Raw genomic sequence first — 14,018 nt, forward strand, 5'->3', positions numbered from 1 at the left:
CCCACAAACGTGAGGCGGGCCGTTTTCGTTTGAGCAATCACGCAGCGACGTGATGAGCCAAGTTAATCCACGCGCTTGTCGCCCATAAAGAAGAGCGCCACCGTACCAGGCCCGGTATGCGAGCCAATCAGAGTACCGATGTCATTGATCTCAATCTTGCCTTTAAGCTGCGGAACCTGTTCCTCAATCAGCGCCGCAACTGCCTCGGCATCCTCGCGGCACGCCGAGTGCGACATGATGCACTTACCCGAATAATCCGCACCGTCCTGCACGTGTGCCATCATGGTCTTGGCCATCTCGGAAATCGCGCGCTTCTTAGTGCGAATCTTCTCACGTGGCGACAGCTTGCCGTCGCAATCGACCGTCATAAGCGGGCAAATCTTAAGCGCCGTGCCGATGATCGCGCTCGCGGCCGAAATGCGACCGCCGCGCAGGTAGCTCGACAGATCGGTCGAGAAGAACCAGTGGTGCAGGTTGAGTTTGTGCTCCTCGATCCAGGCAGCCGTCTCGTCGAGTGAAGCCCCGCTATCGCGCACGTCGGCGGCATATTCCAGCAACAGGCCAAAGCCCGAAGACGCCGCCAGCGAATCGATGACGCGCACCTTGCCGCCCTGGGGATAGCGATCCGCGAGCATCTGCGCCGCAACGCAGGCCGATCCATACGTGCCCGAAATACCCGACGACAACGCGAGGTGCAGCACGTCTTTACCCTCGGCAACAAACGGCTCCCAAAACTCCTCGTACTCACCCACGCTCACCTGAGACGTCTTGGGCATGGCGCCCGCGGCAATCTGGGCAAAAAACTTGTCCGGCGTAATCGACTGATACAGATCGTCCGTATGGACAACATCGTCGATCTCGTAATGAAAACACACGACAGGGATATTGCGCGACGCAAAGAACTCACGGGTTCGGTCGGCGGCGGATTCACAGGTCAGGACAAAATCACTCATATGAGGCTCCTTACTCATTGCTGCGCAAATTATCGCACAGTGAGCCTACATACGGTACATATGTCCACTATTTACCAAATCGAACCAAAAATAGCGAACATCTTTACCACCATCGTCTCCACCGACCCCACGCATAAATATCTGAGAAAACACCCTCTGTCGTCTCCACTCAACCGCCATATCTACCTCAACTAAATCGATTTACCAAACCGTTCAGCCGACAATTCAGCCGCTGGCGCAAAATCGAAACAAAAGCGGCGCATACTGATAAACGTTTGACGCTGTTTATCAGTTTTACCAACCATATCGGAAGGTGTTTCATGGTCGCATTCGATCGCAACCCGCAAGACTTCAAGTATCTGCGCCTGCTGTCGAGACAGTTCCCCACCGAACAATCCGCGTTTACCGAAATTATCAACCTCTCGGCCATCCTCAACCTGCCCAAAGGCACCGAGCATTTTATGAGCGACGTGCACGGCGAGTACGAAGCCTTTATGCACATCCTCAACAACTGCTCGGGCGTCGTGCGCGAGCATGTCGACGAAATTTTTGGCGACACGCTCACCTTTGACGAAAAGGGCGAGCTGTGCACGCTCATCTACTACCCGCGCGAGAAGATCGAGCTGGTCCGCAGCCAGCGCGAGGACTCGCCCACCTGGTACAAGACGATGCTTGACCAGCTCATCATGGTTGCCCGCTCGCTTTCGAGCCGCTACACGCGCTCCAAGGTGCGCAAGGCCATCCCACGCGACTACGCCTACATCATCGACGAGCTGCTGCACACGCACCCGGACGAGAATAACTATCGCGTGCGCTATCACGAGCGCATCGTGGAGTCCATCCTGGAGACCGCCAGCGCCGACGACTTTATCGAGTCGCTCGCCTCGCTCATCAAGCGGCTGGCCGTCGACCACCTGCACCTGGTGGGCGACATCTTCGACCGCGGCGGCGGCGCGGCCAAGATTATGGACCGTCTGCTCACCTACCATTCGCTGGACATCCAGTGGGGCAACCACGACCTGCTGTGGATGGGTGCTGCGGCCGGTGAGCCCGCCTGCATCGCCACGGTGTTGCGCAACAACCTACGCTACGACAACTACGAGATCTTGGAGAATGACTACGGTATCTCGCTGCGTGAACTTGTCGCCTTTGCCGATGCCACCTACACCGGCGGTGAGTCCATCACCCCGCTGATCAAGGCCATCAACGTGCTGCTCTTTAAGCTCGAGGGCCAGATTATCCAGCGCCACCCCGAGTTCGATATGACCGACCGCCTGTTACTCGACAAGATCAATCACGACACCGGCACGGTCACGCTCGCCGACGGCAGCGTGTGGCCGCTCACGACCAACGACTTCCCCACCGTCGACCCGGCGGACCCTTATACGCTCACGTCTCAGGAGCAGCACATCATCGACAAGCTCGTGTCCGAGTTTGTCACCGCCGATCACCTGCATCGCCATATCGATTTCCTCTATTCCCACGGCTCGATGTACAAGGTCGCCAACGGCAACCTGCTCTTCCACGGCTGCGTTCCGCTCAACGAAGACGGCACCTTTAGCAGCATGAACTGCCTGGGCACCTGGCACGCTGGCCGCGATTATCTCGATTTTTGCGACCACATCGCCCGCCGCGCCTGGCGCGTGGGCGACCGCGACGCCCTCGACTGGATGTGGTACCTGTGGATTGGCTTTAACTCACCCGCCAGCGGACGCCTGGTGCGTACCTTTGAGCGCGCCTATATCGCCGATAAGAGCACCTGGGTCGAGCCGATGGATCCGTACTTTACGCTTACCAAGTCACCCTCGGTCTGCGATGACATTATGCGCGAGTTTGGCGTCGCGCCCATGGCGTGTTCACCGACCGGTCACATCATCAACGGCCATACGCCCGTCAAGACGACCAAAGGCGAGCAGCCTATCCGAGCCGAGGGCAAGCTGCTGGTCATCGATGGCGGCTTCTGCCGCGCTTACCATCCCAAGACGGGTATCGCCGGCTATACGCTCATCTCGAGCTCGCGCGGCTGCCGCCTCAAGTCGCACCGGGCCTTTACGACGGTTGCCGAGGCACTCACGCGCAACGTGGACATCGAGAGCGAGACCAATCGTTTTGACCAAGCAGACCGTCGCCGCATGGTGAGCGACACCGATTCGGGAGCCAAGATCCGCAGCCAGATCCAGGACCTGCGTCAGCTGCTCGATGCATATAGAAACGGTGCTATCGAGGAGCGCGCCTAGCACCACCCGCGGGGATTGGCTAAACTTGCTGAGTTTGTCATCCCCCGCGGCGCTTCGGCGCCAGCTTAAGGCAGGTACCATGCAAAAGCTCCTTGCGCAGATCATGAAATTTGGCGTCGTCGGTGTCATTGCCACGGTTATCGACTTTGGCATTATGAATCTGCTCCACTACGGTCTGGGCCTCAACATCCTAATCGCCAACACCAGCGGCTTTATCATCTCACTCATCTTTAACTACCTCGCAAGCATGAAGTACGTGTTTGCGCACAAGGAAGGCATGAGCCGCCGCCGCGAGTTCATCATCTTTGTCGTGCTGTCCGTAATCGGCTTGGCACTCAACGACGGCATCGTGCTGGCGCTCAACGCCGGTCTGGGGCTCGAGGCCAATATCGCCAAGATCTGCGCCACCGCGCTTGTCATGGTCTACAACTTTGTGACCCGAAAGATCTTCCTGGAGGGCGACGAGACCAAGTAACTCGCAACCTTACGGCCTTACGATGCCCACGGACAATGCGCGCTCAGCACAGTATCGCCCGTGGGCATCGTTCGTTTACGGGCAAATTTTCAACGTTTGCGGATTAGCTCTTGAAAATTTGGCGAGTTCGTATAGTTCTTTCCAAAGACCTTACGTTTCCCATTCAAAAGCTCTAAAGTAACTCGTTGCTCGATTCATCAACGCATTGGATGTGATTACGTGCGCAAGGCACTGGCACAACCTCATACCAAGCAGTTCCTCAAGTTCGCTGTCGTGGGTCTTATCTCCTTTGGCATCGACTGGGGCATGCTTATTGCGCTCGTCGAGCTGTTCCACCTCGACTTTTTGATGAGCACGACGGTCTCGTTTACCACGTCCGTCGTGGTTAACTACTGGCTCAGCATGAAGTACGTGTTCGACCATCGCGAGGGCATGAGCCGCAAGCGCGAGTTCACGATCTTCACCATCCTGTCGGTAATCGGTCTGGGCCTCAACGACCTGTACATGTTTGTGGGCGTCACGTTTTTGAGCATCGGCTACCAGGCCATGAAGGCCATCGCAACGTTTCTCGTCACCTGGTACAACTACTTCAGCCGCCGCTTCTTCCTCGAGGGCGCACGGTCGTAGTCGATTCACTATTTGCTTGAATGTACAACCGGTTGGAATTCCCATTCCAACCGGTTTTTTGTTTGCCGAGAGACCCGGCGACCCAGTCCTCTACGCATGAAAAACGGGCAGCCCGGATGTTTGTCCGAACCGCCCGTTTGGTGCGATATTTCGAGGTCTCTAGCCTGTAACGTAATACCAGACTACGTTGTCGCCATTGGAGAGAACGTAGTTACTGCAGGCCGTCATGGGCGTTGTGCCGTTGACGGAATACATCCAGCCGCTCGTGCCGCCGTACTGTTTCTCGGCCAAACCACCAATCGCAGAAACATACGTGCCGTACGACGAGCCATGTGCGTTGACAGAAAGGCCCAGCGCGCACAGGGCATCGTAGACGGTAGCACCTTCGTTAAAGGTAAAGGTGCCACCAGAGGACACAGGATTGCCCACAGCGCTCGATGTGACCGAAACCGTCACCGTTACGTAGCTAGGCTGCTGCGAGCTGCCCTGGTCGCCAGTAGAGGCGTTGCCGTTATCGGGGGCAGAAGATGCCCCGCTGGATGAGGAGGAGGCGCCAGGCGTAGAGCCGGCCCCGCCAGAAGAAGTCGAGTTCTGAGAAGTCGACTGATTGCCGTTGGTCTTTTTATTGCTGTTCTTCTCTCCAGACTTCTTGCCATCCTTGTCTTCGGACTTTTTGCCATCCGAGCCCTTGTTTGATTCCTTGTCCGAAGACTCGGACTCCTTCTTAGAGTCAGATTTATCCGAACCCTTGGACTCGTCTTTTGCATCATTCGATGACTTGGAGTCCTCGGAACTGGCCTCGCCCGAAGTCGTAGTCGAGCCAGACGCCTTGGTGTCCTTGGTGACGACGCTCTCCCCCGTCACGGTCTGAATGATCCAGTCAATGGACCAGGCGCCACTATCGGAGGGATGGACAAAGCCCAGCGAGACGACGATCAGAATGGTGCACGCGGCAGTCAGAACGCCAAGGAGCGCCTTCCGTCGAGGGGCGGACGCCGCCGAAACGGCGCCCTGTTGCTTTGCATCATCGAACTGAATGAACGAGGAATCTGGTTGCTTGGGGTCAGCGTCCTTGGATTTATTGGACACAGCCCCCACCTACCGACGTTTGGTGAACACGAACACGCCGACGATGGCGAGACCGATGACGCCGGCGGCAACGCCGACGATGGCGAGCGGATTGGTGCCAGTCTCCTGCTCGGAAGCACTAGAGGACTTCTTAGCAGTGGTCGTGGAAGCAGCACCCGCATCGGACTTGGAATCGGACTTCTTGTCGGACTTGCTGTCCTTCTTGTCAGACTTCTTGTCAGACTTCTTCTCGTCCTTCTTATCGGACTTATCGGAGTCCTTCTTGTCGGACTTGTTGTCCTTGGTCTCGGTCTTGGTCGACACCGTCGTCTTGGTCGTCGGCTTATGACCCGGGGCGACAGCGCCGCCAGCCTGCTGGCCCTTCGTGCCGGAGCCGGAACCCGTGCCAGTGCCAGCGCCAGCGCCGGAACCGTTGCCAGCGCCACCGTTGCCACCATTAGTGCCAGAACCGCCATTACCGCCAGGGTTAACGGCATTCTTGGTCCACTTGGCATACAACGTCAGGTCGGCCGTCACCGGCGTACCGAAGTCATACGCCTGCGTGCAAGCCTCATCGGTATACCAACCGCCGAAAGCGTAGCCATCGCGCGTCGGATCGGCCGGCTTGACCAGCTTGCCATCGGCCGTAGTCTGGAAGTCGACCTTAGAGCCCTCGCCAGTCTCAAACGAGACCTTAACGCCACCACTCAGCTTGAAAAGCGTGCCGGAATCGTTGATGTAGTAGAGGTTACCCTTGGCATCGCAAGCAATCGGCGAGTCACAGTAATTGTTGTGTCCCGCTGCGCTAAACGCACCGGTCGCCTGTGCGTCACCCATCTTGTAGCGATACACGCCACCGCCCGAGGTGTAGTTCACATAGTCGGAAGTCGCACCATAGTTGACAGTGAAATAAACGTACGTGCCATCCGCCTGGACACTCACGAGCGGTGCGCCCTTGATGCCACCGGCAGGAAGCACGGTGCCATCGGCAGACGAAACCAACGTCGTAGCAAAGTCATTATCAAGGTCGACAATCGCCAGCGCCGAACCGCCAGAAACCTCGCCACCGACAATCAGCTTATTGCCATACAGCGTGGGCATGCAGGCACAACCCGTAAGACCAAGATCGATGACGCGTTCTTCGGAAATGCGCGAAGAGGCCCTTGCCTTTGTATCGGACAGCGCCAGCACGTGGAGCTTACCGTCGCGCGAGATCACATAGGCATGCTTGCCGTCTTTGGACAGCACACAGCCGGAGTTGACGATGGCACCAACCGAAACGCTGCTGAGCACATCACCCGTCGACTTGCTCAGCATCTCAACGGTACCTGCACTCGTCGGAACCAGAATATAGCCGTCGCCCACTGTAGCGCTCGTCCAGTAGTAGCCCTCATCAGCATTAACATGCTGCCAAGAAACAGCGCCGGTCAGGATATTAATACGCGTCAGATGACCGTTATTGTACGTACTCGTTCCAAAGTCGACATCAACGGTGCCGACGTACAAATAGTTGCCGTCGACCGTCAGCTGAGAATTCGACTGAGCAGATTTGCTCACAGAGTCAGTGACCCAAACCGTCGTCAGCGTATCGGCCGTCAGAGCCTGGACCGCACCGCCGTCGAGCGGAACGATAACCAAACCGTTCGCATAAATCGGACGCGCGGTGTAGCCAATCGCAGTCTTAAGGCTCGACTCGACAAGCACCTTGCCCGACTCGGCATCGATCTTAAGCAAACGCTTGTTCACGGCAAGGTAAACGTTGCCGTTCACGACAATAGGCTCGCTCGCATTGGGATACGTGGCACCCGAGTAGGCCTTCCAATCGAACGTCCAAGAGCTTGCCAGTGCGCCCGTAGGCGTGGACACGTTCTTGACCACCGCATTGGAATTGCCACTCCAGTCGGCTTTCCAATCGGTCGGGCGCGAAGCGCTCGGATCGACTACGACTTCATCGGGATTAGGAACAGTGTCGCGAGGGGCGTAAGCCCAGACGATTTTGTCGCCCAACTTGAGCACGTAATCGCTATCAAGCTGAGGCCCCGGAACGCCGTTAACAAAGAACGACCATGCACCCGACAGCTCGGTGCCATCAAGCGGAGAGACAAGACTATGAACGCCCCAATAACCAAATTGGTCGTACATCTTGGACTCAACGCCAATGGCATCGAAGTAGGCAGCGGAGGCGTCCTTGATCGTCGTGCCCTCGACAAACACCTGCGTTGAAGGATCGGTCCAGCGCTGCGCCTTATCATCCTTCTTGCCGATGATCTCCATTGAAACGGAAACCTGGCCGGGCATGGTTCCATCAAAGCCATAGACCCAGGTGACCTTGTCCCCGGCCTTGAGTGTGTAATTGCCCGCGCCGACATTGGCCGCCTGACCGTTAACGAAGAACTGCCAGAATTTCCAAGTGTTTTCGTTAACTTTCTCGCTCGAAAGCTTCACGGTCTTGTTGAACGGTGAAGTCAGCGACTCGAGATACCAGCCGTACGCGCCTTTCCCCGTTTTGGCACCAATGCCGGCTTTTTTAAAGGCCTGCTCGGAAAGATCCGCAGCGGTCGCGCCCTCTTCCACCAAAGCTGTCGTGGGCTGCGCCCATGTCTGCTGAGCACCCGAGGCGTCCTGGCCGATAACGGTACAGCTAACGGAAATCTGATTGGCGGGCGCGGGGTCACCGTACTTCGAGTAGCACCAGACGACGGAGTCGCCGTCCTTGAGCGTGTAGCCGCCCGCGCCGACCTCGGAGGCGCTGCCGTTGACGAACAGCTGCCAGTACGCGCCGGTCGCCGAGTCGTAGCCGAGCGTGCGGCTGGAGTCGAAGGGCGACGTGATCGAGTTGAGCGCCCAGCCCCAGGAGCCGTTGGGGTCGTAGTCGGCCTTGAGGCCGGCCTGCTTGAAGAGCTGCTCGGAGAGGTCGGCCGCAGTCGAGCCCTCCCTCAGAGCGATCTTCTGCGCGGCGGCCCAGGTCTGCTGGGCGCCCTTGGCGTCGGTGCCGACGACGGAGCACGTGGCCGAGACCTCTTGGCTTGCGGCTTCGGTAGGCTGAGATTCAGCCTCACCGGAAGCGGCTACAACGCTTTTGACGTTCTGTTCGGATGAATCCGGCGAAGCAGTAGAAGCCTCGACTGCGGCAGAATCGTCCGACGCTACGCCGTTGCTATCTGCGGCATTCGTCGAAGTGCCATCGTTAGTCGACGCATCGCTCGCGTTAGAGCCGGTTTCAGAAACGACACCGTCGGCAGCACCGTCCGCGGCCCCCGTGCCCTCGCCCGGCGTCGCAGCCTGAGCCACAGCCTCGGCAATGCCCTCGGCGCCCTCGGCCCACAGCTGAGCCGGCGTGGTGCCAAAGGCCATCGCGAAGGCCAGGAATGCCACCAGGCCGCGCTTGACTACACCGCGTGCAATCGCGCCACGGCGATGCATCGAGGCGCGCTCGCGCTCGTCCTCAAACATATCCATTTGTCCCCCATTGTCTGTACTTGGAGCGATGCCTTGAGGCTGCCCCACGTCATCGCGCATGTTGCGTTCGAGTTCCCCCATCGGGGTCCCCCTTCCCTCCAGAGCCCTATGCACACCGGCGGCATACGCCGCAGCCGCATGCAAGATGGGAGGCGATCCGACTTAACCTTAACGGCTCAGGCGCGCCGTCCGATCTGCGACGCGAACATCCCGAGCCAAGAGGAATTACGGTTACTGGTACAGCCGGGGACTTGCACCCCGATTCTCCCAAACGCGCAGGAAAACCGCGCGTTCGTGCGTCTCCGCACCACCATCTAGGCCATCGATTATTACCGTCAAAATGGTATCACGCAAAAGGGCCCCGCATACAGGCGAAGCCCAAGGTAAAAGCTATTGTTTGCGATAGGAAATTGCGGTGACGGTCGCAGCCTCTAGTGTTTGCCGCCGTGGCTGTTGAGCCAGATATTGCGGCCCAGCATAAGCGCCAGCACCAGCGCGCTCACGTAGCCCATAAAGCCAATGACCGGGATACCAAACACAACCGGCTCGATGCGTGCGTAGTACACCACCGACGAACCGATAAACAGGCCGGCGATAACGATAGCCATCGACATGCGGTCGATAATTCCGCCCAGCTGTCGCAGTGCCTTATCGCTGCTCATGATCTGCGTGTTCACCTTAAGCTGGCCGCGCGTAAGCATGCGCGAAGCCAGCCCCAGGTACTCAGCCGCCTCGAGTGAGCCCTTCGCCGCGCGATAGCTGCTCGCGGCAAAATCGCGCCCCATGTCGCGCACGCGCGCATAGGTGCTTTTCTCGTTTTTAATGTGGGTTTGGATGATCTGGATCATGTTGACGTTGGGCATGTACTCGGTCAGCAAACCCTCGAGCGTCACCATGCCGCGCGCGAACATCGTCACCACGCTCGGCAGCTCAACATCGTTTTTGCGCGCCAGGTTTAGCAGCGAGGTCAAAAACTCGCCGATATCCAGGTCTTTAAGGTCGAGGCCCGCAAAGTCAGCCACGATAAAGTCAAGATCGGACAAAAAGGCCGAATGATCGAGCTCAGCCGAGTCGCCACGCGTCACGGCAAAGCGCATGAGCGAATCCTTGAGCTTGGGCACGTCACCCTCGGCCACGGCGAAAATCATGTCCTTGACGATACCGCGATCGTGGCTCGACATGCGTCCGACCATGCCCAAGTCGATAAAGTAAACGATGCCGTCCTTGAGAATGATGTTTCCCGCATGCGGGTCGGCATGGAAAAAGCCGTCATCGAGCACTTGTGTCGAGTAGTCCTCGACGATTGCGGCACCGATCTTTTCCAGGTCATAGCCCTCGGCCACCAAGCGTTCAGGATCGGCGATCGAAATGCCGTCGACGTAGTCCATAACCACCACGTGCTCGGTGCACAGGTCCAGATAGGATTTAGGGCACGTCACGCCATGAACGCTCTTATGGAACTCGTAGAAGTCGTTGAGGTTTTTGGCCTCGGCCAAAAAGTTGGTCTCCTCGCGAAACGAGGTCCACAACTCCTCGACTACGCCGTGCAGGTCAACGAATTGATCGGTGTTGACGAACTTGGAAACGATACGCACCACCGAGCGGATGATATCGATGTCCTGTGCCATAACCTGCTGCGCACCGGGGCGCTGCACCTTGACGGCCACGTCCTCACCCGTCACCAGACGAGCGCGGTGCACCTGCGCGAGCGATGCGCTACCGAGCGGATTGGGGTCAATCGCATCGAACATCTCCCCCAGGCGCAGGCCGTATTCTTCTTCCAGACAACTGAGTACGACCTCGTACGGCACCGGCTCCACATCGGAGCGCAGACGACGCAGCTCGTCGCAAAAGCGTTGCGGCAGAATCTCGGACCGGTTGGCCAGAATCTGCCCCATCTTGACGAACATGGGGCCGAGTTCCTCGAGCAGGCGGCGCAAACGAACCGGCGTGAGGTTATCCCACACGCGGTACTTTTTGACCAGGCGAACAATCTGCCCGATGCGCTCGCGGCGACCCGCCGGCGTGAGCTGGTATTCCTCATCCGGCGCCATCGCGTCGGGCTCCTCGGGGACCATATCGACAGCGCGCGGCTTCTTGCGAGCGCCCGAGACGGCGGCGTCGACCTCATCGACAACCGCCGCCTCGTCACCCAAGGGATCTAGATTGTTGTAATCGGTGGTGGAATCTGCCATCTGCGCTGCTACTCGGCCTCTTCGGTATCCTTCGCATCGTCGGGCTCAACGGACTCGACGGGCACCGAGGTCACGTTGTCCTCGACCGAATCGACGATGTCGCGCACATGGGCCAGGAAGGCCGTGCGCTCGGGGGCGGTCATAACGCGGACACGGGCAAGGATGAGCTCGTCGAGCACGCGCTGGGCCGCGGTCTCGCCCTGCGTGCCCAAGCGCTCGGTCAGATCGGAGATGGTACCGCCGGCCTGCTCGAACATGTCGGACACGCTGCGGGCGATATCGGGGGTGGCGGTGTCCTTGCGGACCTGCTCGCCTTTGGTGTTAAGGTCGTCGAGGACCTTCTTGCCGCCTTCGACAGCAACGGCGGCAGCGCCAAAGCCAACGTTGATGGCGCCGTTAACAAGCTGATCGAGTTTCATAACCATGGTTGTCTCCAATCACAAACAACTGCATTGGCGTTCTTGTACCCAAGATTGAGTGAAAGCGACAAAGCGTTTTAGCGCTATTCGATCGACGGGAAATCCCTACCTCACGTTATCGTTCATCGCGAAAGAGTTCTTCATGGCGCAGCTCGTTGTGTAGAGCACCTTGCCCAGCAGGGCATCGGTCTCTACGCGAACACGCTCGGCAAACTCCTCGTTGGCGCGTGCAAGTTCGGCAGGCACCTCGGCCTCGGGCAGAGCGGCTACGGCAACATCGACGTCATGGATCTGCTTGTGGCCCATGCCACCGACCTTCTCCTGATAGTCCTCCACAGCGCGGCCGCACTCATGGAAGCGGACGTCAGCCAGCGCACCGATCAGGCGGTTGGCCCAGTAGAAGTTTTCGGACGTTACGCGAGCCTGCGTGTCGGCATAGTACTCGGGCATGGTCTCGACGTTGGCGTACAACGGAACCAGCGCGTTAAACGAGTTGGAACCAAAGGCCATCCACTGCACGGCGCGATACGCCGGCTGCGCATAGGGGCGCAGCTGCAACACGGCGAGCTGGCTGTTGCGGTTGATGCCGATGGGGCGATAGGCGCCACGCGTAGCGGGCGTGCCCTTGCTGCCGTAGCAGTCGTACTCCGTGCCCTGGTAGTGGCTCGAGAGCACGTACTTGATGTCCTCGATGGTCACCTTGCGCTCGGGCACGCGGCTCCAGGGGATATCGTCGCTCTCGGGCGTGTAGTCGGCGTCGGGGCCATCCCACACGTCGCTGGGGTTGAGGCAGCGCTGCATGTACCACGCGCGCGGCGTGTTGTAGACATGGTCGCTGTCGCTGTGCGAGCCAAAGGCCTCGCGCGGGTTAAAGACCGCAGCCGGGCCGTCGCCCTCGACGCCCAGCGTCAGGTCCAGATGCCACTCGGCCATCCAGGCGCGCAAGTCGGCGGAGCACATGTGGTCGGCCTGGGCGCCCTCGGCGTCATCCAGGTCAAAGCTGTCGATACCCAGCTGGTTGGGCATGGTCACATAGGCGTCGTCAGGCACGCGCTTGGCAATCCAGTGGTGGCCGCCGATGGTCTCGAGCCACCAGATCTCGTCCACATCACTAAAGGCGATGCCGTTGTTCTCGTAGGTGCCGTAGCGCTCGAGCAGGTCGCCCAGGATACGAACGCCGTCGCGGGCGGACTTGGCATACGGCAGCACCAGGGTCACCATGTCCTCCTCGCCCAAGCCGCCGGGCTGTGCCGGAACGTATCCGTCCTCGCCCTCGTTGCCCTTGGCGGGTACGTAGTCGACGAGCGGATCGGCGCCGCGGACGCGCTCGTTGGTGGTGAGCGTCTCGGTTGCGGACATACCCACATTGAGCTCGTTGAAACCGGCCTCGGCCCAGATGCCGTGGCCCGGGACAACATCGGGGACACTCGTGTAGCGCATGGGGTTATCGGGCAGCTCAACGGTCAGGTGACTCAGGACGCTCGTGTAGACGCGCGGCTGCTCGTCGGGATGCACCACGCGCATACGCTTGGGCTCAAACACCCCGTTGGACGAGTCCTCGTTACGCGCGACAAGCGTCGACCCGTCGTAGCTCGCGTTCTTACCGACCAGAATCGTTGTGCACGGCATGCGCATCCTCCTTGAGCGAAGAAATCAAACGGCAACAGTGTATCGCTTCGACGCAAAAAGGGCGAAACCACGGCCTCGGCAGCCCTTGTGATCAAAAACCTATTTCGATGCGCGCTCGGCCGCTTCGATCACGTGTTTGGCGAGAATCGCCGTTGTCACGGCGCCCACGCCGCCCGGCACGGGGGTGATGGCACCAACAACCGGCTCCGCGGCAACAAAATCGACGTCACCCACCAGCTTGCCAGCGTCCTCATCCCAGTTAATGCCCACATCAATGATCGTCTGGTCCTCGCGAACGGCATCCACGCCAATCGTGCGCGCGCGTCCAACGGCGGCAACCACAATATCAGCCGCACGGCACTCGGCAGCAAGGTCGCGCGTATGCGTATGGCACGTCGTCACGGTCGCATTGCGCGCCGTAAGCATGGCAGCAACAGGACGCCCGATCACCAGCGAGCGCCCGACCACAGCAACCTTAGCTCCATCCAGCTCAACGCCATAATGATCCAGCAAAGCAAGCACGGCTTCGGCTGTGCAGGGGGCAAAACCCTCACCGCGCCCCGAAAGCGTGGTGAGCAGCGAAGCCGGTGTCATGGAGTCAACGTCCTTGGCGGGATCGAGCGCTGCGGCGACGGCGTTCTCGTCAAGGCCGGCGGGCAGCGGGCGGAACATCAGACAGCCATGGACAGCCGAATCGATATTGATGTCCTCGATGGCCGTCAACAGCTCGTCCTGCGAAACATCGGCGGGAAGCAAAATGCGACGAACCTCAATCCCCACTTTTTCACAGCGCTTGAGCGCACCGCGCTCGTAGGATAGGTCGTCCTCGCGCTCGCCCACGCGAACGATGGCGAGCGTCGGCACAACGCCGCGCTCACGCAAAGCGGCACAGCGAACAGCAAGTTCCTCGGTCAGCGCGCGAGCAACAGGAGCACCCTTCAGTAGCTCAGCCATGG

Annotated in this window: 10 protein-coding genes; 3 read left to right on the forward strand and 7 right to left on the reverse strand. The window is 59.2% G+C overall.

What is annotated here, in order from left to right; genetic code table 11:
- Nucleotides 1-62: 62 nt before the first annotated feature.
- A complete protein-coding gene (locus ABCP74_RS02155; RefSeq protein ID WP_343000688.1) occupies nt 63-953 on the reverse strand; it encodes a DegV family protein in 891 nt (296 codons plus the stop codon).
- Nucleotides 954-1,273: 320 nt separating this feature from the next.
- Between ABCP74_RS02155 and ABCP74_RS02160 the strand changes: the two genes are divergently transcribed.
- The 3 genes from ABCP74_RS02160 to ABCP74_RS02170 all read left to right on the forward strand — a co-directional run bounded on the left by ABCP74_RS02160 (nt 1,274) and on the right by ABCP74_RS02170 (nt 4,292).
- Nucleotides 1,274-3,190, forward strand: coding sequence for a fructose-1,6-bisphosphatase (locus ABCP74_RS02160; protein WP_343000687.1), 1,917 nt, complete (start codon nt 1,274-1,276; stop codon nt 3,188-3,190).
- Nucleotides 3,191-3,269: 79 nt separating this feature from the next.
- The gene (locus ABCP74_RS02165; RefSeq protein WP_271746517.1) at nt 3,270-3,665 is read left to right on the forward strand and encodes a GtrA family protein; all 396 of its coding nucleotides are present in this window, start codon (nt 3,270-3,272) and stop codon (nt 3,663-3,665) included.
- 219 nt (nt 3,666-3,884) lie between these two features.
- On the forward strand, nt 3,885-4,292 hold the full coding sequence (locus ABCP74_RS02170; protein ID WP_055250894.1) for a GtrA family protein: 408 nt from the start codon (nt 3,885-3,887) through the stop codon (nt 4,290-4,292).
- Between the two features lie 159 nt (nt 4,293-4,451).
- Here ABCP74_RS02170 and ABCP74_RS02175 read toward each other — a convergent pair whose 3' ends face one another.
- The 6 genes from ABCP74_RS02175 to ABCP74_RS02200 all read right to left on the reverse strand — a co-directional run bounded on the left by ABCP74_RS02175 (nt 4,452) and on the right by ABCP74_RS02200 (nt 14,016).
- Nucleotides 4,452-5,381, reverse strand: coding sequence for a DUF4430 domain-containing protein (locus ABCP74_RS02175; protein ID WP_343000686.1), 930 nt, complete (start codon nt 5,379-5,381; stop codon nt 4,452-4,454).
- Between the two features lie 9 nt (nt 5,382-5,390).
- Nucleotides 5,391-8,819: a DUF4430 domain-containing protein gene (locus tag ABCP74_RS02180; RefSeq protein WP_343000685.1), complete on the reverse strand. Its 3,429-nt coding sequence runs from the start codon at nt 8,817-8,819 to the stop codon at nt 5,391-5,393.
- Nucleotides 8,820-9,250: 431 nt separating this feature from the next.
- Nucleotides 9,251-11,014 (reverse strand): ABC1 kinase family protein, encoded by a 1,764-nt coding sequence (locus ABCP74_RS02185; RefSeq protein ID WP_343000684.1) that lies wholly within the window; start codon nt 11,012-11,014, stop codon nt 9,251-9,253.
- 8 nt (nt 11,015-11,022) lie between these two features.
- A complete protein-coding gene (locus ABCP74_RS02190) occupies nt 11,023-11,439 on the reverse strand; it encodes a hypothetical protein (RefSeq protein WP_161116160.1) in 417 nt (138 codons plus the stop codon).
- 99 nt (nt 11,440-11,538) lie between these two features.
- The gene (locus ABCP74_RS02195; protein ID WP_343000683.1) at nt 11,539-13,062 is read right to left on the reverse strand and encodes a C69 family dipeptidase; all 1,524 of its coding nucleotides are present in this window, start codon (nt 13,060-13,062) and stop codon (nt 11,539-11,541) included.
- Nucleotides 13,063-13,161: 99 nt separating this feature from the next.
- The gene (locus ABCP74_RS02200) at nt 13,162-14,016 is read right to left on the reverse strand and encodes a bifunctional 5,10-methylenetetrahydrofolate dehydrogenase/5,10-methenyltetrahydrofolate cyclohydrolase (protein ID WP_343000682.1); all 855 of its coding nucleotides are present in this window, start codon (nt 14,014-14,016) and stop codon (nt 13,162-13,164) included.
- Nucleotides 14,017-14,018: the final 2 nt, after the last annotated feature.

This window comes from Collinsella aerofaciens, from assembly GCF_039062315.1.
GTDB classification, from domain to species: Bacteria; Actinomycetota; Coriobacteriia; order Coriobacteriales; family Coriobacteriaceae; genus Collinsella; species Collinsella aerofaciens_BG.

Coding starts and splice junctions, on each gene's coding strand:
- ABCP74_RS02155 (WP_343000688.1), bottom strand. CDS start 953: ATGAGTGATTTTGTCCTGACCTGTGAATCCGCCGCCGACCGAACCCGT.
- ABCP74_RS02160 (WP_343000687.1), top strand. CDS start 1,274: ATGGTCGCATTCGATCGCAACCCGCAAGACTTCAAGTATCTGCGCCTG.
- ABCP74_RS02165 (WP_271746517.1), top strand. CDS start 3,270: ATGCAAAAGCTCCTTGCGCAGATCATGAAATTTGGCGTCGTCGGTGTC.
- ABCP74_RS02180 (WP_343000685.1), bottom strand. CDS start 8,819: ATGGATATGTTTGAGGACGAGCGCGAGCGCGCCTCGATGCATCGCCGT.
- ABCP74_RS02185 (WP_343000684.1), bottom strand. CDS start 11,014: ATGGCAGATTCCACCACCGATTACAACAATCTAGATCCCTTGGGTGAC.
- ABCP74_RS02190 (WP_161116160.1), bottom strand. CDS start 11,439: ATGGTTATGAAACTCGATCAGCTTGTTAACGGCGCCATCAACGTTGGC.
- ABCP74_RS02195 (WP_343000683.1), bottom strand. CDS start 13,062: ATGCCGTGCACAACGATTCTGGTCGGTAAGAACGCGAGCTACGACGGG.
- ABCP74_RS02200 (WP_343000682.1), bottom strand. CDS start 14,016: ATGGCTGAGCTACTGAAGGGTGCTCCTGTTGCTCGCGCGCTGACCGAG.